The following is a 17,944-nucleotide window of genomic DNA, read 5'->3' on the forward strand; positions in this document are numbered from 1 at the left end:
CGTGAGGGAGAGCGCGATGATCGCGACACAGGTCAGACGGATGGGCGGCGGGCACTGGCTGGTGCTGTTTGGCCTCATTCTGGGGGCCTGGGGGCTGCTCTATGCCATGGCCTTGCCGCAGGATTTGCGGGACGGCGCGGTGATCTACGGGGCTGATTTCCTGCAAAGCCTGTGCATCGTCACGCCGGATGCTGCCGGATTTGGCCGCATCGTGCTGATGTGGGCGTTGATGTCGGCAGCGATGATGGCCCCCACCGCGTTGCCCGCATTCGCCACCTACGAGGAGTTGAGCCATACTGGAGAAACGCGGTTTGGCGCGCTTTTGGCGGGCTATCTGGCGGTCTGGCTGGGCTTTTCGGTGCTGGCGGCGGGCGCGCAGATGGCGCTCTTTCGGGCGGGGCTGCTGACCGCCTTCGGTGATAGCCGGTCAGGGCTTTTGTCGGCGGCGCTGCTGGCGCTGGCTGGACTATATCAGTTCAGCCCCGCCAAGGACGCATGCCTTTTGAGGTGCCGCCGCCCGCTGGCCTTCTTCATGCAATATTGGGACGAGGGCGCGTGGCGCAACGGCACCCGCCTTGGGCTGGTCTGCCTTGGCTGCTGCTGGGCGCTGATGCTGCTGGCTTTCGTAGGCGGGGTGATGAACCTTGCCTTCATGGGGTTGGCCACGGTGATCATGGTTCTGGAAAAACTGCCCGACCTGGGCCGGTATCTCACCCGCCCCTTGGGCGTCGTGCTGCTGGCGGCATCGGTCTGGGTCTTGGTCGCGACAATTTGAGAGAGGAGGCCACGATATGGCATTGGACAACGCAAGCGTGGGCACGGTGCCCTGGACGATCAAGGGGGAACTGATCCTCAACTGCAACTGCACGGTGTTCTGTCCCTGCGTGGTGTCCTTGGGCAAGCACGCGCCCACTGAGGGGTACTGCCAGGCATGGTCGGGCGTGCGCATCGACGAGGGGGCCTATGGCAACGAGGACCTCAGCGGGCTCAACGTGGGCCTGATGCTGGAAATCCCCGGCCTGATGGCACGCGGCAACTGGAAGGCCGCCGCCTATATCGACGAGCGCGCCAGCGACGACGCCTATGAGGGGCTGGTCAACATATTCTCGGGCAAGGCGCGTGGCACGACAGGCCTCTTCGGGGTGCTGGTCAGCGAATTTCTGGGCGCTGAGCGCGCGCCGGTCATCTTCGAGACCGAAGGCAAGGCCCGCCGCCTGATGGTCGGCAAGAAAATCCAGGGCGAGGTGGTGCCGGTCGAGGGCCACAAGGGCGAGGATATCGTCGTCACCAACACTGAATACTGGATGGGCCCCGACATCACCGTCGCCACCGCCACCAAGGGCCGCGTGCGCGCCTTTGGCCGGGTCTGGGATTTCGACGGGCGCAGCGCGGAAATCTGCCAGATTGACTGGAAAGGCCCGCGCTGATGATGCTGACGGCGGATTATGTCGCGCTCATGGCGCGCTATAATGCGTGGCAGAATGCGCAGATCACCCGCGCCATCGACGGGGTGAGCCTCAAGGTCTTGACCGAGGATCACGGGGCGCATTTCTCGTCGGTCCTCGGCACGCTCAACCACATCCTCTGGGCCGACCGCATGTGGCTGCACCGGTTTGGCGTGGAGGAGAGCCGCCCCGAGGGCGGGATCAAAGAGAGCACCACGCTGACCCCCACCGGCGCGGCGTGGAGCGCCGAGCGGTTCACCACCGATGGCCGGATCAAGGCCTGGGCAAACCGCGTGCACAGCATTGACCTCACCGGCGACCTGACGTTCTACTCGGGCGCGCTCGGGGCCGAGATAACCACACCCATGGCCACCTGCGTCGCCCATTTCTTCAACCACCAGACCCATCACCGGGGGCAGGTCCACGCGATGCTGACCCGCGCGCACCTGCCCGCCCCGGTCACCGATATCGTCTTCATGCCCGAGGAGGCACAATGAACGCACCCTTGCTGTCCCTGTCGCGCCGGTTGCGCCGCACGCCCTTTTCAGACGGGGTCGAGGCGGCGGGGGTCAAGGCCTATACGGTCTACAACCATATGCTGCTGCCGACGGTCTTTCGCTCCGTCGAGGAGGATTACCGCCACCTCAAGCAGGCGGTGCAGGTCTGGGACGTGGCCTGCGAACGGCAGGTCGAATTGCGCGGCCCCGACGCGGGCCGTCTGATGCAGATGCTGACGCCGCGCGACCTGCGCGGCATGACGCCGGGGCAGTGCTATTACGTGCCCATCGTGGATGAGACCGGCGGTATGCTCAACGATCCGGTGGCAGTGAAATTGGCCGAGGATCGCTGGTGGATCTCGATCGCCGACTCGGACCTGCTCTACTGGGTGCGGGCCACCGCGCATGGCTGGCGGCTGGATGTGCTGGTCGATGAGCCGGATGTCTCGCCGCTGGCCATTCAGGGCCCGCGCGCCGATGATCTGATGGCGGCGGTCTTTGGCGACGCGGTGCGCGACATCCGCTTTTTCCGCTTCGGCGTGTTCGACTTTCAGGGCCGCGACATGGTGATCGCGCGCTCGGGCTATTCCAAGCAGGGGGGCTTTGAGATTTATGTCGAGGGCTCTGACCTCGCCATGCCGCTCTGGCACGCGCTGATGGAGGCTGGAAAGGGCATGGACGTGCATGCCGGTTGCCCCAACCTGATCGAGCGGATCGAGGGCGGCCTCTTGAGCTACGGCAACGACATGACCGACGACAACACGCCGCATGAATGCGGGCTGGGCCGGTTCTGCAACACCCATACGGCGATCGGGTGCATCGGGCGCGACGCGCTGCTGAGGGTGGCCAAGGAAGGCCCGGTGCAGCAGATCTGCGCCATCGTCATCGAGGGTGGCGCCGTGCCGCCCTGTGTTGAGTGGTGGCCGGTCCTGTCGGAAAAGGGCCGCCGCGTCGGCCGGGTCAGTTCTGCCGCATGGTCGCCGGATTTTGACGCCAACGTGGCCATCGGCATGGTCCGCATGACCCATTGGGACGCTGGCACGGAATTGCGGATCAGCGCGCCCGACGGCGAGCGGCGCGGGGTGGTGCAAGAGGGGTTCTGGGCCTGAGCGGTCCTTGAGCGTGGGGCGAGGGGCCAGCCCCTCGCGCTCCCCGGGATATTTCTGGCAAGATGAAGCAGGGGGCTGGTCCTGCGATTGAGAAGGAGAGCGATATGTTCAACGCATTGGTTGTCGAGAAGGACGAGGAGAGCGGCAAGACCTCCGCCGCGGTCAAGCAGATCACGGTCGATGACCTGCCCCACGGCGAGGTGCTGGTCGCGGTCGACTATTCCACGGTGAATTACAAGGATGGGCTGTGCATCGGGCCGGGCGGCGGGCTGGTGCGGAACTACCCGCATGTGCCGGGCATTGATTTCGCCGGGACCGTCGAGGACAGCAGCGACGACCGCTACAGCCCCGGTGATAAGGTGGTGCTCACCGGCTGGCGCGTCGGCGAGGCGCATTGGGGCGGCTATGCGCAAAAGGCGCGGGTCAAGGCCGACTGGCTGGTGCCGCTGCCCGAGGGGCTGGATACGCGTCAGGCGATGGCCGTGGGCACCGCAGGCTTTACCGCGATGCTGGCGGTGATGGCGCTGGAGGATCACGGGCTGGCACCCGGCCACGGCCCGGTGCTGGTGACTGGGGCGGCGGGCGGTGTCGGCTCGGTCGCGACCGCGATTCTTGCGCATCTGGGTCATGAGGTGGCCGCCGTCACCGGCCGCCCCGAGCAAGAAGAGTATCTGCGCGGCCTTGGTGCCACGCAGATCGTCGCGCGCGAGGATCTGACCGACGTGACGCGCAAGCCGCTCGAGGCCGAGCAATGGGCGGGCTGCGTCGATGCGGTGGCGGGCGCGATGCTGGGCCGGGTGCTCAAGCAGATGAAATACGGCACGTCCGTGGCCGCCATCGGCCTTGCCGGGGGCGCGGGTATCGAGGGCGCGCTGATCACCCCCTTCATCCTGCGCGGCGTGAACCTCTTGGGCATCGACAGCGTGATGCAACCCTACGAGAACCGCCTCCGTGCCTGGGAGCGGATCGCGCGCGATCTGCCGATGGACAAGCTCGAGGCGATGGTGCAGCCCGCCTGCCTCGGCGATCTACCCGACCTCGGCCGCAACATCCTCAAGGGTCAGGTCAAGGGCCGCGTCGTGGTCGACGTCAACACCTGAGCCTTGCCAAGTTGCGCGCCCCCCGCTAGCCATGGCAATAGCGGGGGGCGGCGACATGGACTGCGATCAGGGGATCACCATCCGATATGCGCGTGAGGGCGATTTTGCGGTGCTCTGGCCGATCCTGCGCGGCGTCATCAAGGCAGGCGAAACCTACACGATAGAGCCGGGCCTCACCCGCGAGGCGGTGCGCGAGATGTGGATGCAGACCCCGCGCGCCACCTATGTGGCCGGGATCGCGGGCGAGATCCTGGGCACTTATTACATCAAGACCAATCAGCCCGGTGGCGGCGCGCATGTCTGCAACGCGGGCTTCATGGTGAGCGAGGCGGCACGCGGGCAGGGCCTGGCCCGGGCGATGTGCCTGCACGCGCAGACGCAGGCCCGCGCCATGGGCTATCTCGCGATGCAGTTCAATTTCGTGGTCGAGACCAATACCGGGGCCATCAGGCTCTGGGAAGATATGGGCTTCGAGACCGTGGGCCGCCTGCCGCGCGCCTTTCGGCATCCCGCAGCAGGGCTGGTCGATGCGCGGATCATGTACAAATGGCTCGGGGACTGAGTCTGCTTGCGCATTGATCGCTGGCGCGAAACCCGGACCTGTGGCAGAGTGCCGCGCATGACGCGCGTTTCATTCGGTCTTTTTTCAAGATTGATTTTGGTTATCGCCCTCGGCGCGGCGATGGCGGCGGTGGGCTTTGCCCATCGCGATCTGACCGGGGATACAGGCCGCAGTGTCAATCCCGAATACCTCGCCTATCTCGCGGCGGGCGGCAGCGCCGATGACCTCTGCGCGCAAGGTGCCCATGGCGGCGGCATCGATCACGACAGCGCCACCACCCGATGCGAGGCGTGCCGCCTCGTGGCCTCGGTCCTGCTGCCGGGGCAGGCGGCTCTGCCCGAGCCATGGAGCGCGCCGCGTGCGGCGCGCGTCACGCGCGCCCCGGAATGGCATCTGGCACTGGCCTGCGCCCATGCCCGGCCCAATCCGCGCGCCCCGCCGCGCGCCTGATTTCCCTGAAATTCGTCTCTTTTACCGCTTTCCCCCGGCATCGGGGGCCTCTGATGGAGCCTTTCCATGACGTCGATCGACCCGACCCAATCCCCCGCGCAGGCGCGCAGCGGGGTGAACCCGTTCTATTTCGCCGCCTGGCGCTGGCATTTCTACGCCGGTCTTTTCGTGATCCCGTTCTTCTGCGTCCTCGCCGTCACCGGCATGCTGATGCTGTGGATTTCCTGGGTTGACGGCCGCGACGGCGAGCACACGCCGGTGATCCCGCAAGAGGCCGCACTGGCCGTCTCCGAGCAGGCCCAGGCGGCCACCGCCGCCATCCCCGGCGGCACGCTCAAGCAATATGTGGCCCCGCGCAGCAGTGATCTCGCCGCGATCTTCCGCGTCGATCTGGACGGCGAGGCCAACATGGTCGTCGTCGATCCTTACAGGGCCGAGGTGCTGGAGATCTTCCCGCGCCGCACCGGCTGGTACGATTTCGCCGATGGCATCCACAGCAACCTGATGCTGGGCGTGACTGGCGACCGGATGCTGGAAATCGCGGCCTCGCTCGGCATGGTGCTCATTGCCACCGGCCTTTACATGTGGTGGCCGCGCGAGGCGGGATGGCGCGCCGCACTGATTCCCACCTTTGGCCGAGGTCGCGCGCTCTGGCGCTCCCTGCACGGCGTCCTTGGTTTCTGGATATCCATCGTGCTGGCATTCTTCCTCGTCTCCGGCCTCGCCTGGGCGGGCATCTGGGGCGAGAAGATGGTCCAGGCCTGGAGCCAGTTCCCGGCCGCGAAATGGGATAACGTGCCGCTCTCGGACGATATTCACGCCAGCATGAACCATGACCGCAAGGAGGTGCCCTGGGCGCTGGAACAGACACCGATGCCCGCCTCGGGTAGCCATGCAGGCCATGCCGGCGTCGATGCCGAGGGCGGAACGGCGGTGGATATCGACACGCTCGACGCGCTCGCGCGCGAGATCGGGTTCGACGCGCGCTACCAGCTCAACCTGCCGAACGGCGAGGTCGGCGTCTGGACCATCAACCGCGATTCCATGAACACCGACGATACCGACCCCACCAGCGACCGCACCGTGCATGTCGACCAGTATACCGGCAATATCCTCGCCGATGTGCGCTATGTCGACTATTCGCTCGCGGGCAAGGCGATGGCGGTGGGCATCGCGCTGCACATGGGCACGCTGGGGCTGTGGAGCGTGCTGGCCAACACCGTCTTTTGCCTTACGGTGCTGTTTCTCTGCGTGTCCTCGGTGGTGATGTGGTGGAAGCGCCGCCCGGTAGGGGCGGGTGGGCGTCTGGCCGCACCGCCGCTGCCGCGCGACATGCCGATGTGGCAGGGCGCGGTGCTGGTCGGGCTGGCGGTCTCGCTGGCCTTCCCGCTGGCCGGGCTCACGCTGATCACGGTGCTGGCGCTCGACGTGACCGTGCTGCAACGCCTGCCCGCGCTGCGCCGTCTGGTCAGTTGATCCCAGCCCCCGTTGCGGGGGCCTTCAAATTGAGCATTGCAAAACCCCGTCCCGAAAAGGGCGGGGTTTCATCGTTCTGGCGGGATTGGGTGGGACTGTCCGGGAAATATGGGAAATCATGGGCCGGAACTGCGCCGCCTTGATGACTCTGCGCGAAAAACGAATCAATTCGACGTGAATCACGGCCTTCCGCACCACCAAAAGCCCGTTGATTTGCCGCGTTTGGGCCTGGGATCACGGGATCAGGGCGCGAATTATGAAAAATCTTTGGAAATCATGGGAATTCAAAGAAATTAAGGTGAGTGCACATATATGGTGTCATGATTGCTTTATATGACTATATGAGCCACATATAAGTTTGACTTTGGCACAGGATGTTGTTTTTCAGAGGCCGGCAAAGCAACATCCTGTGCCTGTCAGTGCAAAAAAACATTGCTATGGGAGGATTTCCCATAGTATCAATAAACCACGATGAGGACGGGAACAAAGAGGGGCAGCAAGACCCCGAAAAACTCTCAAGTCAGGTTTCATACAGGCACCCGCTTTCATCGAACAAAGAGATCCGGCGCGCGGGCGAGCAGACATCCCCCCAGGTGGCGCGCGCAGTCGGACACCCCGCTCAAGCGGGACGAGGGCGGTGGGTTGATCAGTGGCAGCAGATCAACCCGCCGTTTCGTGTTTGAGGGGGCAGGTTTTCAACCGGGGGCGTAACAAGGGGACCAACGGGACAGTGGGCCGGATATTCAGGGGCGAGAGCCTCCACAAGGTGGATGGAAAGGGCAGGGTATCGATCCCGGCCCTCTATCGCCGTGTGATCGAGGCCTCAGACCCGAACTGGACCGACGGCCTCAACCCCGAACTGATCATCGTCTATGGCGACCACCGCCGCAGTTTCCTCGAATGCTACACCGTTGAGGCGATGCAGGAGGTGGACGACAAGATAGCCGCCTTGCCGCGCGGCTCGCAGGCACGCAAGCATCTCCAACGGCTCTTTCACGGTCAGAGCTATCCCACTTCGGTGGACGAAACCGGGCGGCTGGTGCTGCCCGCCAAGCTGCGCCGCAAGATCGAGCTTGAGGGAGAGGCGTTCTTCATCGCCGCAGGTGACACCTTCCAGATCTGGAAGCCCGAAACCTACGAGTCCGAGGAGCTTTCCAAGACCGAGGAATGGCTCGACGAGTTCCCCGAGGATTTCGACCCGCTGATCCTGCTCGACAACCCGGACGGAGCGTAAACCATGGCCGCTGCCGCCGCCACATCCCCCGACGCCCCGCATATCCCGGTTCTGCTGCGCCCGCTTCTGGCGGCGGTGGCCCCGGTCACCGGCACCTGGCTTGATGGCACGCTCGGCGCGGGCGGCTATGCGCGCGGGCTGCTCGACGCCGGGGCGGCGCAGGTCATCGGTGTCGACCGCGATCCGCTGGCGCTCGATCTCGCAGGCGACTGGGGCGCGGAGTATGGCGACCGGCTGCGCCTCGTGCAGGGCAATTTCGCGCAGATGGACGATTACGCCACCGATCTCGATGGCGTCGTGCTCGATCTCGGCGTGTCGTCCATGCAGCTTGACGAGGCCGCGCGCGGTTTTTCCTTCATGCGCGATGGCCCGCTCGACATGCGGATGAGCCAATCCGGCCCCACCGCCGCCGATCTGGTCAACGAGACGCCGGAGGCCGAGCTTGCCAATATCATTTTTCTCTACGGCGAGGAGCGCGCCAGCCGCCGCATCGCCAAATCCATCGTGCGATCCCGCGAGGACGCCCCCATCGACACCACGCTGCAACTCGCCGGGATCGTCGAGCGCTGCCTGCCGCGCCCCAAACCGGGCCAGACCCACCCCGCGACCCGCACCTTTCAGGCGATCCGCATCGCGGTCAACGATGAATACGGCGCCCTGATCGAGGGGTTGGAGGCCGCAGAGCGCGCCCTGAAACCCGGCGGGCAACTGGCGGTCGTAACCTTTCATTCCATCGAGGATCGGATGGTCAAACGCTTTTTGCAGATCCGCGCAGGCGCCACCGGCGGCGGCAGTCGCCACGCCCCCAGGGCCGAACAGCCCGACCCGCAATTCACCCTCAAATCGCGCAAGGCCATCGTGGCGGATGCGCAGGAACTGGATGAAAACCCGCGCGCACGCAGCGCCAAGCTGCGCGTCGCAACGCGCACCGAGGCCCCGGCAGGCCACGTTGATCGCAGTACCATCGGAATGCCGATGCTCAAGGGGGGCAGATGATGCGCAGCCTGCTTTATGTCCTGACGGCGCTTGCCGTGATCGGCCTCGCCTTCTGGGCCTACCGCGAGAATTACCGCACGCAGGAGGCGCAGGCCGAGGCGCAGCGTCTCCAGCAGGCCATCGGCGACGCCCGCGCCCGGCTGCGCGTGCTCAACGCCGAATGGGCCTATCTCAACCGCCCCGACCGGCTGATGGATCTGGTCGAACTGAACTATGACAGGCTCGGCCTTCTGCCGCTCCAGCCCTATCAGTTCGGGCGGATTGATCAGGTCGCCTTTCCCGCGCCGCCCGCATTGCCGATCACCAACCCCGTCGAAGTCTCGAACCCGGAGCAACAGCCATGATCCGCACGCCCCTGCGTCCGCTCGCCCGTATCCTGGAGGCCCGCAGCCGTGGCGAGAACCCCGACGCCATCGAGCGCGAGAACATCCGTCTGCGCCACGAGGAAATGCGCGACCGCGCCCGCCGCCGTGCCGAAGGGCGGCTTCTGGTGCTGGCGGTGTTCTTCTTCTGCGCCTTCAGCGTCGTGGGCGGACGTATGGCGGTGCTGGCACAGTCCGAACCGGGCGAACCGCGCACCAGCGTTGCGGGCACCTCGATTCTCGCACAGCGCGCCGATATCGTTGATCGCAAGGGCCGGATTCTGGCCACCAATTTCGACACCCACAGCCTTTATGCCCAGCCCGAAGACATGATCGACCCCGTCCATGCCGCCGACAAGCTGGTGGAAATTTTTCCCGATCTCGACCATGCGCGCCTGATTCGTGATTTCACCGGCACGCGCAAGTTCCTCTGGATCAAGAAGAAAATCAGCCCCGAGCAACAGCAGGCCGTGCATGATATCGGCGAGCCGGGCTTGCTCTTTGGCCCGCGCGAGATGCGGCTCTATCCCAACGGCCCGCTTGCCGCGCATGTGCTGGGCGGTGCCAGCTTCGGGCGCGAGGGTGTGCATGCCGCCGAGGTCGTGGGCGTCGCAGGCATCGAGAAATATTTCGACCAGCGCCTGCGCGATCCCGCCCGTGCGCATGAGCCGCTCACGCTGTCGCTCGATCTCAGCGTGCAGGCGGCGATGGAGCGGGTCTTGCATGGCGGCATGAAGATCATGAATGCCAAGGGGGCTGCGGGCATCCTGATGGAGGTCGATACCGGCGAGGTCGTGGCCGTCGCCTCCTTGCCCGATTTCGACCCCAATGATCGCCCCTCGCTGCCCACCTCCGGTAACCCCGATGATAGCCCGCTGTTCAACCGCGCGGTGCAAGGCGTGTATGAACTGGGCTCGGTGTTCAAGGTCTTTGCCGTCGCACAGGCGCTGGAACTGGGCCTCGTCACACCCGACACGATGATCAACACCAAAAGCCCGATGCAATGGGGCAAGTTCCGCATCCGCGATTTCCGCAACTATGGCCCGGAGTTGAGCGTCACCAAGGTGATCGTCAAATCCTCCAATGTCGGCACCGCCCGCATCGCGATGGACATCGGTGCCGCGCGTCAGCGCGATTTTCTGGGTAAACTTGGTTTCATGCAGGCCTCGCCGCTGGAAATCACCGAGGCCTCGGGCAGCAAGCCCCTGTTGCCCGCCAACTGGTCGGAACTGTCGACCATGACAATCTCCTACGGCCATGGCCTTTCGACCAGCCCGATGCATCTGGCCGCCGCCTATGCGACCATCGCCAATGGCGGCCGACGCGTGACACCGACGCTGGTGCATGGCGCGGCACCCACCCCCGGCGAGCGCGTCATCTCCGAAGCGACCGCAGACGCCATGCGCCAGATGATGCGCAAGGTCGTCAGCGAGGGCACCGCCAGCCTCGGCGAGGTGGCAGGCTATGCCGTGGGCGGCAAGACCGGTACCGCCGACAAGCCCAAGGCGCGCGGCGGCGGCTATTACGACGACAAGGTGATTGGCACCTTTGCCAGCATCTTCCCGGCGCATGATCCGAAATACGTGCTCATTGTCACGCTGGACGAGCCGGTCGAGACCTCGGGCGAAGAGCCGCGTCGCACCGCGGGTTGGACCGCCGTGCCGGTTGCCGCCGAAATCATCCGTCGTGTCGCCCCGCTCATGGGGCTGCGACCCGAGATTGAACCCGCAGACCTTGCTGCTATAAGGCAGGCATCCAACTGAACCGGGCAAGCGGGGCGCGAGACGTGGCGGGGCAGATCAGATCATTGGCAGAGCTTGGCCTGACCGCCATGGCGGGCCGCAATGCGCAGGTCACCGGCCTCGCCGTTGACAGCCGCGCGGTGCGCAAGGGCATGCTCTTCGCTGCGCTGCCGGGGGTGCGTGCGCATGGGGCCGAGTATATCGCCAAGGCCCTCGCGCAGGGGGCAGGCGCGATCCTGACCGACGCCAAGGGCGCGCGCCTCGCGCACGAGGCTTTGGCCGCAAGCGATGCCGCCCTCGTCATCGCCGAAGACCCGCGCCAGACGCTGGCCTTTGCCGCTGCCCTCTGGTTTGGCGCGCAGCCCGAGGTGATGGTTGCCGTCACCGGCACCAACGGCAAGACCTCCGTGGCCAGTTTCACCCGCCAGATCTGGGAACTGATGGGGCTCGACGCGGTCAATCTCGGCACCACCGGCGTCGAGGGCGCGCTCAGCCTGCCAATGACCCACACCACGCCGGAGCCGATCACCCTGCACCGGCTGCTCGCCGACTGTGCCGAGGCCGGTGTCGATCACGCAGCGATGGAGGCCTCCTCGCATGGGCTGGCGCAGAAGCGGCTCGACGGGGTGCGCCTGGCGGCGGCGGGCTTTACCAACATCACGCAGGACCACCTGGATTATCACCCTGATTTCGATGCCTATTTCGACGCCAAGGCGGGGCTCTTCTCCCGCGTCCTCTCCGAGGATGGGGTGGCTGTCATCAATATCGACGATCCGCGCGGCACCGGCATGGCCGAGATCGCCACTGAGCGCGGGCAGGACCTGATCACCGTCGGGCGCAGGCCCGGTGCCGATCTGCATCTGGTCGCACAGCGCTTCGACGCGACGGGGCAGGTGCTCCGCTTTGACTGGGAGGACAGCACCCATCAGGTGCGGCTCGACCTGATCGGCGGGTTTCAGGCGGAGAACGTGCTGCTCGCGGCGGGCCTCGTGATCGGCACGGGCGAAGACCCCGAGCGCGTCTTTGCCACCCTGCCCGAAATGCGCACCGTGCGCGGGCGCATGCAGCTTGCCGCCACCCGCGAAAACGGCGCGGCGGTTTTCGTCGATTACGCCCATACCCCCGATGCCGTGGCCACTGCCCTCAAGGCGATGCGCCCGCATGTCATGGGCAGGCTCTGTGCCATCGTTGGCGCGGGCGGCGACCGTGACAGGGGCAAGCGACCCCTGATGGGGCAGGCGGCGACCGAATTCGCCGACCGCGTGATCGTGACCGATGACAACCCCCGCTCCGAGGATCCGGCCAGCATCCGGCAGGCGGTGCTGCTGGGTTGTCCCGGCGCGCAAGAGGTCGGCGACCGCGCCGAGGCGATCCTGCGCGCGGTCGACGCACTCGGCCCCGGCGATGCGCTGCTGATCTGCGGCAAGGGCCACGAGACCGGCCAGATCGTCGGCGACGACGTGCTGCCGTTTGACGATGCCGAACAGGCCAGTCTCGCGGTCTCGGTGCTCGACAGGGGCCGGGTATGACGCTCTGGACCGCCTCCGACGCGGCACGGGCGACCGGCGGGCGCACGACCGGGGATTGGCGCGCGACCGGCGTCTCCATCGACACCCGCACCTTGCAGCCGGGCGATCTTTTCGTTGCACTCAGGGATGTGCGCGACGGTCATGATTTCGTCGCACAGGCTCTGGAACAGGGCGCGGCGGCGGCTCTGGTCACCCATATCCCCGTGGGCGTGGCCGGGGATGCCCCGCTCCTCATCGTGAGGGACGTGCAGGCCGCGCTCGAGGCGCTTGGCCGCGCCGGACGCGCCCGCATGCAGGGCCGCGTCATCGCCGTCACCGGCTCGGTCGGCAAGACCTCGACCAAGGAAATGCTGCGCGACGTTCTGGGGGGGCAGGGCAAGACCCATGCCGCCGAGGCCAGCTACAACAACCACTGGGGTGTACCGCTGACGCTGGCCCGCATGCCTGCGGACACCGACTTTGCCGTGATCGAGATCGGCATGAACCACCCCGGCGAGATCGCACCGCTCGCCCGCATGGCCCGCCCGCACGTGGCGCTGATCACCACCATTGCCCCCGCGCATCTCGAGGCGTTCGAAAATATCGACGGCATCGCCCACGAAAAGGCCGGCATCTTCGAGGGGTTGGAGCCGGATGGCGTGGCCATCCTCAACGCCGATGTCGCCACCGCCCCGATCCTGCGCGACGCGGCGCAGCGGCATGCCGGGCGCGTCATCTCCTTCGGCTGGTCGCGCACCGCGCATCACCGCCTGCTGTCGGTCGATCTGCACGAGGCCTCGACCGTCGCCCGCGCCCGTGCCTGGCGCACGCCGCTCCTTTACAAGATTGCGGTCCCGGGGCGGCATTTCGCGCTCGCTGCTCTTGCGGTGCTGGCGGTGGTGCGGGTGCTGCGGCTCGATCGCGCGCTGGCGATGACACGGCTTGCACGCTGGTCGCCCCCCGCCGGGCGCGGCACCCGCGAGCGGCTGGTGCTCGACACCGGCGCCGACGGGATGAGCATCGACCTCATCGACGACGCCTTCAACGCCAACCCTGCCTCGATGGAGGCCGCGCTCGATGTGTTGGCGGCCAGCCACCCGCGCGACGATGTCGGCCGCGTCGCCCGTGGCCGCCGGATCGCCGTGCTCGGCGACATGCTGGAACTGGGCGAGACCGAAGCCGCGCTGCACGCCGCCCTCGCCGCCCTGCCTGCGATGCAGGCGGTCCACGAGGTGCATTGCGTCGGCCCCCGCATGCGCGCCCTCTACGAGGCGCTGCCACGCGACAAGCGTGGCCGCCGCGTCGACCGCGCCGAGGATCTGGCGGCAGAGGCGCACCGGCTGGTCGATGCCGGGGATGTGGTTCTGGTCAAGGGCTCCAAGGGGAGCCGGGTAAGCCTGGTCGCCGCCGCCCTGCGGCGGGCGGGGCGCAAGATGGAAGAGGATGTGGCGTAATGCTCTATTGGCTGACGATCTGGTCGGATGGGGGCGATTTCTTCAACCTTTTCCGCTACATCACTTTCCGCGCGGGCGGGGCCTTCATGACCGCGCTGATCTTCGGCTTCCTCTTCGGGCCGCCGCTGATCCTGTCGCTGCGCCGCCGTCAGGGCAAGGGCCAGCCGATTCGCAGCGACGGGCCCGAGACGCATCTGGCCAAGGCCGGCACCCCCACCATGGGCGGGCTCTTGATTGTGGGCGCGCTGCTCACCTCGACGCTTCTTTGGGCGCGGCTCGATAATCCGTATGTGTGGTTGGTGCTCTTTGTCACGCTCGCCTTCGGCCTGATCGGCTTTGCCGACGATTACGCCAAGGTCTCCAAGGGCAACGTCAAGGGCGTGCCGGGCCGCGTGCGGCTGGCTTTGGGCTTTCTCATCGCGCTGCTGGCGGCGGGCTGGGCCAGCTGGCACCACCCGGCGGAACTGCAACTGCAACTGGCGCTTCCAGTATTCAAGGACGTTCTGGTCAATCTCGGGTTCCTTTTCATCCCGTTTGCCATGTTCGTTATCGTCGGCGCGGCCAATGCGGTCAATCTCACTGACGGGCTGGATGGTCTCGCGATCATGCCGGTGATGATCGCCTCGGGCGCGCTCGGGGTCATCGCCTACACGGTGGGGCGGACCGATTTCACCGAGTATCTCGGCCTGCATTACGTGCCCGGCACCGGCGAGATCCTGATCTTCGTGGCGGGCCTCGTGGGCGGCGGCCTCGGCTTTTTGTGGTACAACGCGCCGCCCGCCGCGGTCTTCATGGGCGACACCGGTTCATTGGCCCTCGGTGGCGCGCTCGGCGCGATTGCCGTGGCCACCAAGCACGAGCTTGTGCTGGGCATCGTCGGCGGCCTCTTCGTGGCCGAGGCGCTCTCGGTGATCGTGCAGGTGATCTATTTCAAACGCACCGGCAAGCGGGTGTTCCTGATGGCCCCGATCCACCACCACTACGAGAAAAAGGGCTGGGCCGAACCGCAGATAGTGATCCGCTTCTGGATCATCGCGCTGATCCTGGCGATGATTGGCCTCGCGACGCTGAAACTGCGCTAGGGGCCCCGTCATTCTCGGGCCTGACCCGAGGATCTCCCCGCCAACAGATCCTCCGGTCAAGCCGGAGGATGCACGCCTGCACTCATCCCGCCGCGCGCCCCGCGCAACCTCTCGTTAACCCGCTTGCGCGCGCCGCCGCGCCGGGGCACTCTCGCGCGGCGTAAACGGCAGGAAGGAAACGGCGCGATGATCAGGGTGCAGGGCATGGCCGGGCTGCGCGTGGCGGTGCTGGGACTGGGGCGTTCGGGCCTCTCGGCGGCGCGTGCGCTGATTGCAGGCGGGGCCGAGGTGTTGGTCTGGGACGACAACCCGCCCGCCCGCGACGCCGCTCTCGTCGCAGGCCTCACCGTCACCGATCTTCGCCGCGCGGGGGCCTTCGACGACGTGGCGCGCCTGATCGTCAGCCCCGGCATCCCGCATCTCTACCCGTCCCCCAACAAGGTGATCGTAGTCGCGCAAGAGGCGGGCGTGCCTGTGGATAACGATATCGGGCTCTTCTTCCGCTCGCTCGCCACGCCGGACTGGAACAGTTTCGACCAGACGCCCAAGGTCATTGCCGTGACCGGAAGCAATGGAAAATCAACCACATCCGCCCTCATTCACCATGTTCTGTCCGAGGCGGGCAAGCCCGTGCAGCTGGCCGGCAATATCGGGCGCGGCGTGCTTGATATCGACCCGCCGGGCGATGGCGGCGTGGTGGTGCTGGAGCTTTCCAGCTACCAGACCGACCTTGCCCGTGCGCTGACACCGGACGTGGCGGTGTTCACCAACCTCTCGCCCGATCACCTTGACCGGCATGCCGGTCTGGGCGGCTATTTCGCGGCCAAGCGGCGGCTGTTTTCAGAGGGCGGGCCGGACCGCGCGGTGATCGGTGTCGATGAGGACGAGGGGCGCTATCTGGCGGGGCAGCTGAGCGAGGGGCCAGGCGACGACCGGGTGATCCGGATCTCGGTCGCACGCAAGCTCACCGGGGTCGGCTGGATGGTCTTCGCGCGAAAGGGCTATCTCAGCGAATACCGCAAGGGCAAGCAGGTCGCCTCGATAGACCTGCGCACGGTGCCCGGCCTGCCGGGCCGTCACAACCACCAGAACGCCTGCGCCGCCTATGCCGCCTGCCGTACCCTAGGGCTGGCCCCCCGTGTGATCGAAGCCGCCTTCCACAGCTTCGCAGGCCTGCCGCATCGCAGCCAGACCGTCGCCGAAAAGAACGGCGTGCGCATCGTCAACGACAGCAAGGCCACCAATGTCGACGCCGCCCTGCAGGCGCTTCTGGCCTTCGACAACATCCGCTGGATCTGCGGCGGGCTGGAGAAGGAAGGCGGGCTGTCCGGGCTGGCGCCCGGCCTGCAGAACGTGCGCAAAGCCTATGTGATCGGGCGCGAGGCGGCGCAATTCGCGCTCGGGCTGGAAGGCGTGGAGGTGGAGATCTGCACCACCATGGCCCGCGCCGTGGACTGCGCTATGACCGAGGCGGAACCGGGCGAGGTGGTGCTGCTTGCCCCTGCCGCTGCCAGCTTCGATCAATACGACAATTTCGAACAGCGTGGTGAAGATTTCATATCGGAGGTCCGCGCCCGGCTGTGACCGTAAATCATGAGTATTTTTGCCAGAAAGAAGCAGGAATCGAGGGCTTCTTTATGGTCCAAATACTCGTTCCCGACCCTTCAGCGCCGCGCTGCGATGGCCTGTCCTGCGGCCCAGCCCGACGACCACGCCCATTGGAAATTGTAGCCGCCGAGCCAGCCGGTCACGTCGACCGCCTCGCCGATGGCATAAAGGCCCGGCAGGTGCTGCGATTCCATGGTTTTCGAGGACAGCCCGCCAGTGTCGATCCCGCCAAGCGTGACTTCGGCGGTGCGGTAGCCCTCGGTGCCGGTGGGTTTCAGTGTCCAGCCGCGTAATGTATCCGTGATCTCGGCCAGCCTTGCGTCGGACTGATCCGCCAGATTTCCTGAAAGACCGAGTACCGGGGCAAGATGGCCGACCAGCTTGGCGGGCAGGTGGTGGCCGAGTTCCGTGGTCAGGTTGCGGCGGCCCTGGCTCTGGCGTTGCGCGCGCAGCGCCTCATAGAGCCGCGCCCCGGGGTCGAGATCGAGGGTGATCGCCGCGCCCTCGCGCCAGAAGGACGAGATTTGCAGGATCGCCGGGCCCGACAGGCCCCGATGGGTAAAAAGCGCGGCCTCTTCGAACGCGGTGCCGTTGCAGGCGGCGCGCACCGGCAGGGCGGTGCCCGCGAGGGGCGCGAAGGGCGCCTCGGAAAAGGTGAAGGGCACCAGCGCCGGGCGGGTCTCGGTCAGGGCGTGGCCAAAGCGTTGCGCGATGTCACAGGCCATCCCGGTGGCCCCCATCTTGGGGATCGACTTGCCCCCCGTGGCAAGCACGAGGTTGCGTGGACTGAGTGTCACGCGCGTGCCCTCACGCTCCAGTACCGCGTGAAAGCGGTTACCGTCATGGGAAAGGTCCACCAGCCGCGTCGAAAGCCACAGATCGGCCCCTGCGCCATGCACCTCCTCGACCAGCATGGTGACGATCTGGGTGGCCTTTTCGTCGCAGAACAGCTGGCCAAGCGTCTTTTCATGCCAGGCGATGCCGTGACGCGTCACGAGATCGATGAAATCCCATTGCGTATAGCGCGACAGGGCCGACTTGCAGAAATGCCGATTGGTCGACAGGAAATTCTCGGGCCCTGCATGCAGGTTGGTGAAGTTGCAGCGCCCTCCGCCGGAGATGCGGATTTTCTCGCCGGGCGCGCGGGCATGGTCGATCACCAGCGTGCCTGGCCCGGCCTGCGCCGCGCACATCAGCCCGGCCGCGCCCGCGCCGAGGATGAGGGTGTCGAAGGCCTGTGTCATCGCCGCGCCTGAAACGCGAAAACCCGCCGAAAGGCAAGGGGGATAGTTCTGGCGTCAGTCCGGAAAAATCGCTAG

General features: G+C 66.2%; 17 protein-coding genes. 16 read left to right on the forward strand and 1 reads right to left on the reverse strand.

All coding sequences use genetic code 11. The features are described from left to right. Positions 1-40: 40 nt before the first annotated feature. The 16 genes from BHD06_RS04275 (at position 41) to murD (ending at position 16,601) form a co-directional block, all read left to right on the forward strand. On the forward strand, positions 41-775 hold the full coding sequence (locus BHD06_RS04275) for a DUF2182 domain-containing protein (protein WP_080455955.1): 735 nt from the start codon (positions 41-43) through the stop codon (positions 773-775). Between the two features lie 16 nt (positions 776-791). Then, positions 792-1,427 (forward strand): DUF1326 domain-containing protein, encoded by a 636-nt coding sequence (locus BHD06_RS04280; protein WP_080455752.1) that lies wholly within the window; start codon positions 792-794, stop codon positions 1,425-1,427. Then, entirely contained in the window at positions 1,427-1,942 is a 516-nt protein-coding gene (locus tag BHD06_RS04285) for a DinB family protein (protein ID WP_080455753.1), read from the forward strand. Before BHD06_RS04280 ends, BHD06_RS04285 begins: the two co-directional genes overlap by 1 nt. Beyond that, on the forward strand, positions 1,939-3,051 hold the full coding sequence (locus BHD06_RS04290; RefSeq protein ID WP_080455754.1) for a dimethylsulfoniopropionate demethylase: 1,113 nt from the start codon (positions 1,939-1,941) through the stop codon (positions 3,049-3,051). The genes BHD06_RS04285 and BHD06_RS04290 overlap by 4 nt, the downstream gene beginning before the upstream one ends. 104 nt (positions 3,052-3,155) lie before the next feature. Next, positions 3,156-4,151 (forward strand): acryloyl-CoA reductase, encoded by a 996-nt coding sequence (gene acuI, locus BHD06_RS04295; RefSeq protein WP_080455755.1) that lies wholly within the window; start codon positions 3,156-3,158, stop codon positions 4,149-4,151. 55 nt (positions 4,152-4,206) lie between these two features. Next, complete coding sequence (locus BHD06_RS04300; RefSeq protein WP_080455756.1) at positions 4,207-4,713, forward strand: GNAT family N-acetyltransferase; 507 nt, start codon at positions 4,207-4,209, stop codon at positions 4,711-4,713. A 96-nt stretch (positions 4,714-4,809) separates the two neighbouring features. Continuing rightward, positions 4,810-5,163 (forward strand): hypothetical protein, encoded by a 354-nt coding sequence (locus BHD06_RS04305; RefSeq protein ID WP_254892309.1) that lies wholly within the window; start codon positions 4,810-4,812, stop codon positions 5,161-5,163. Positions 5,164-5,229: 66 nt separating this feature from the next. Next, positions 5,230-6,639 (forward strand): PepSY domain-containing protein, encoded by a 1,410-nt coding sequence (locus tag BHD06_RS04310; protein ID WP_080455758.1) that lies wholly within the window; start codon positions 5,230-5,232, stop codon positions 6,637-6,639. 730 nt (positions 6,640-7,369) lie between these two features. Next, positions 7,370-7,873, forward strand: a complete 504-nt coding sequence (gene mraZ / locus BHD06_RS04315; RefSeq protein WP_139784628.1) for a division/cell wall cluster transcriptional repressor MraZ — start codon at positions 7,370-7,372, stop codon at positions 7,871-7,873. A gap of 3 nt (positions 7,874-7,876) precedes the next feature. Beyond that, positions 7,877-8,869 (forward strand): 16S rRNA (cytosine(1402)-N(4))-methyltransferase RsmH, encoded by a 993-nt coding sequence (rsmH, locus tag BHD06_RS04320; protein ID WP_080455760.1) that lies wholly within the window; start codon positions 7,877-7,879, stop codon positions 8,867-8,869. Then, positions 8,869-9,213 carry a cell division protein FtsL gene (locus BHD06_RS04325; protein ID WP_176214284.1) on the forward strand — a complete coding sequence of 115 codons (345 nt, stop codon included), beginning with the start codon at positions 8,869-8,871 and terminating at the stop codon, positions 9,211-9,213. Before rsmH ends, BHD06_RS04325 begins: the two co-directional genes overlap by 1 nt. Then, complete coding sequence (locus BHD06_RS04330; protein WP_080455762.1) at positions 9,210-10,994, forward strand: penicillin-binding protein 2; 1,785 nt, start codon at positions 9,210-9,212, stop codon at positions 10,992-10,994. The genes BHD06_RS04325 and BHD06_RS04330 overlap by 4 nt, the downstream gene beginning before the upstream one ends. Positions 10,995-11,017: 23 nt before the next feature. Beyond that, positions 11,018-12,502, forward strand: coding sequence for a UDP-N-acetylmuramoyl-L-alanyl-D-glutamate--2,6-diaminopimelate ligase (locus BHD06_RS04335; protein ID WP_080455763.1), 1,485 nt, complete (start codon positions 11,018-11,020; stop codon positions 12,500-12,502). Then, the gene (murF, locus tag BHD06_RS04340) at positions 12,499-13,935 is read left to right on the forward strand and encodes a UDP-N-acetylmuramoyl-tripeptide--D-alanyl-D-alanine ligase (protein ID WP_080455764.1); all 1,437 of its coding nucleotides are present in this window, start codon (positions 12,499-12,501) and stop codon (positions 13,933-13,935) included. The genes BHD06_RS04335 and murF overlap by 4 nt, the downstream gene beginning before the upstream one ends. Continuing rightward, positions 13,935-15,017 (forward strand): phospho-N-acetylmuramoyl-pentapeptide-transferase, encoded by a 1,083-nt coding sequence (mraY, locus tag BHD06_RS04345; RefSeq protein WP_080455765.1) that lies wholly within the window; start codon positions 13,935-13,937, stop codon positions 15,015-15,017. The genes murF and mraY overlap by 1 nt, the downstream gene beginning before the upstream one ends. 186 nt (positions 15,018-15,203) lie before the next feature. Continuing rightward, on the forward strand, positions 15,204-16,601 hold the full coding sequence (gene murD, locus BHD06_RS04350; protein WP_080455766.1) for a UDP-N-acetylmuramoyl-L-alanine--D-glutamate ligase: 1,398 nt from the start codon (positions 15,204-15,206) through the stop codon (positions 16,599-16,601). A gap of 80 nt (positions 16,602-16,681) precedes the next feature. Here the strand turns inward: murD and BHD06_RS04355 are convergent, their stop codons facing one another. After that, the gene (locus BHD06_RS04355) at positions 16,682-17,869 is read right to left on the reverse strand and encodes an NAD(P)/FAD-dependent oxidoreductase (protein WP_080455767.1); all 1,188 of its coding nucleotides are present in this window, start codon (positions 17,867-17,869) and stop codon (positions 16,682-16,684) included. Between the last annotated feature and the right edge of the window lie 75 nt (positions 17,870-17,944).

Origin of the sequence: Roseovarius sp. A-2 (genome assembly GCF_002072155.1) — a bacterium.
Taxonomy (GTDB): Bacteria; Pseudomonadota; Alphaproteobacteria; order Rhodobacterales; family Rhodobacteraceae; genus Roseovarius.

Bases quoted from the DNA above. Each gene is read 5' to 3' on its own strand.
- BHD06_RS04280 (WP_080455752.1), top strand. From the start codon at position 792: ATGGCATTGGACAACGCAAGCGTGGGCACGGTGCCCTGGACGATCAAG.
- BHD06_RS04330 (WP_080455762.1), top strand. From the start codon at position 9,210: ATGATCCGCACGCCCCTGCGTCCGCTCGCCCGTATCCTGGAGGCCCGC.
- BHD06_RS04310 (WP_080455758.1), top strand. From the start codon at position 5,230: ATGACGTCGATCGACCCGACCCAATCCCCCGCGCAGGCGCGCAGCGGG.
- murF (WP_080455764.1), top strand. From the start codon at position 12,499: ATGACGCTCTGGACCGCCTCCGACGCGGCACGGGCGACCGGCGGGCGC.
- BHD06_RS04285 (WP_080455753.1), top strand. From the start codon at position 1,427: ATGATGCTGACGGCGGATTATGTCGCGCTCATGGCGCGCTATAATGCG.
- murD (WP_080455766.1), top strand. From the start codon at position 15,204: ATGATCAGGGTGCAGGGCATGGCCGGGCTGCGCGTGGCGGTGCTGGGA.
- mraY (WP_080455765.1), top strand. From the start codon at position 13,935: ATGCTCTATTGGCTGACGATCTGGTCGGATGGGGGCGATTTCTTCAAC.
- acuI (WP_080455755.1), top strand. From the start codon at position 3,156: ATGTTCAACGCATTGGTTGTCGAGAAGGACGAGGAGAGCGGCAAGACC.
- BHD06_RS04290 (WP_080455754.1), top strand. From the start codon at position 1,939: ATGAACGCACCCTTGCTGTCCCTGTCGCGCCGGTTGCGCCGCACGCCC.
- rsmH (WP_080455760.1), top strand. From the start codon at position 7,877: ATGGCCGCTGCCGCCGCCACATCCCCCGACGCCCCGCATATCCCGGTT.
- BHD06_RS04300 (WP_080455756.1), top strand. From the start codon at position 4,207: ATGGACTGCGATCAGGGGATCACCATCCGATATGCGCGTGAGGGCGAT.
- BHD06_RS04275 (WP_080455955.1), top strand. From the start codon at position 41: ATGGGCGGCGGGCACTGGCTGGTGCTGTTTGGCCTCATTCTGGGGGCC.
- BHD06_RS04355 (WP_080455767.1), bottom strand. From the start codon at position 17,869: ATGACACAGGCCTTCGACACCCTCATCCTCGGCGCGGGCGCGGCCGGG.
- BHD06_RS04325 (WP_176214284.1), top strand. From the start codon at position 8,869: ATGCGCAGCCTGCTTTATGTCCTGACGGCGCTTGCCGTGATCGGCCTC.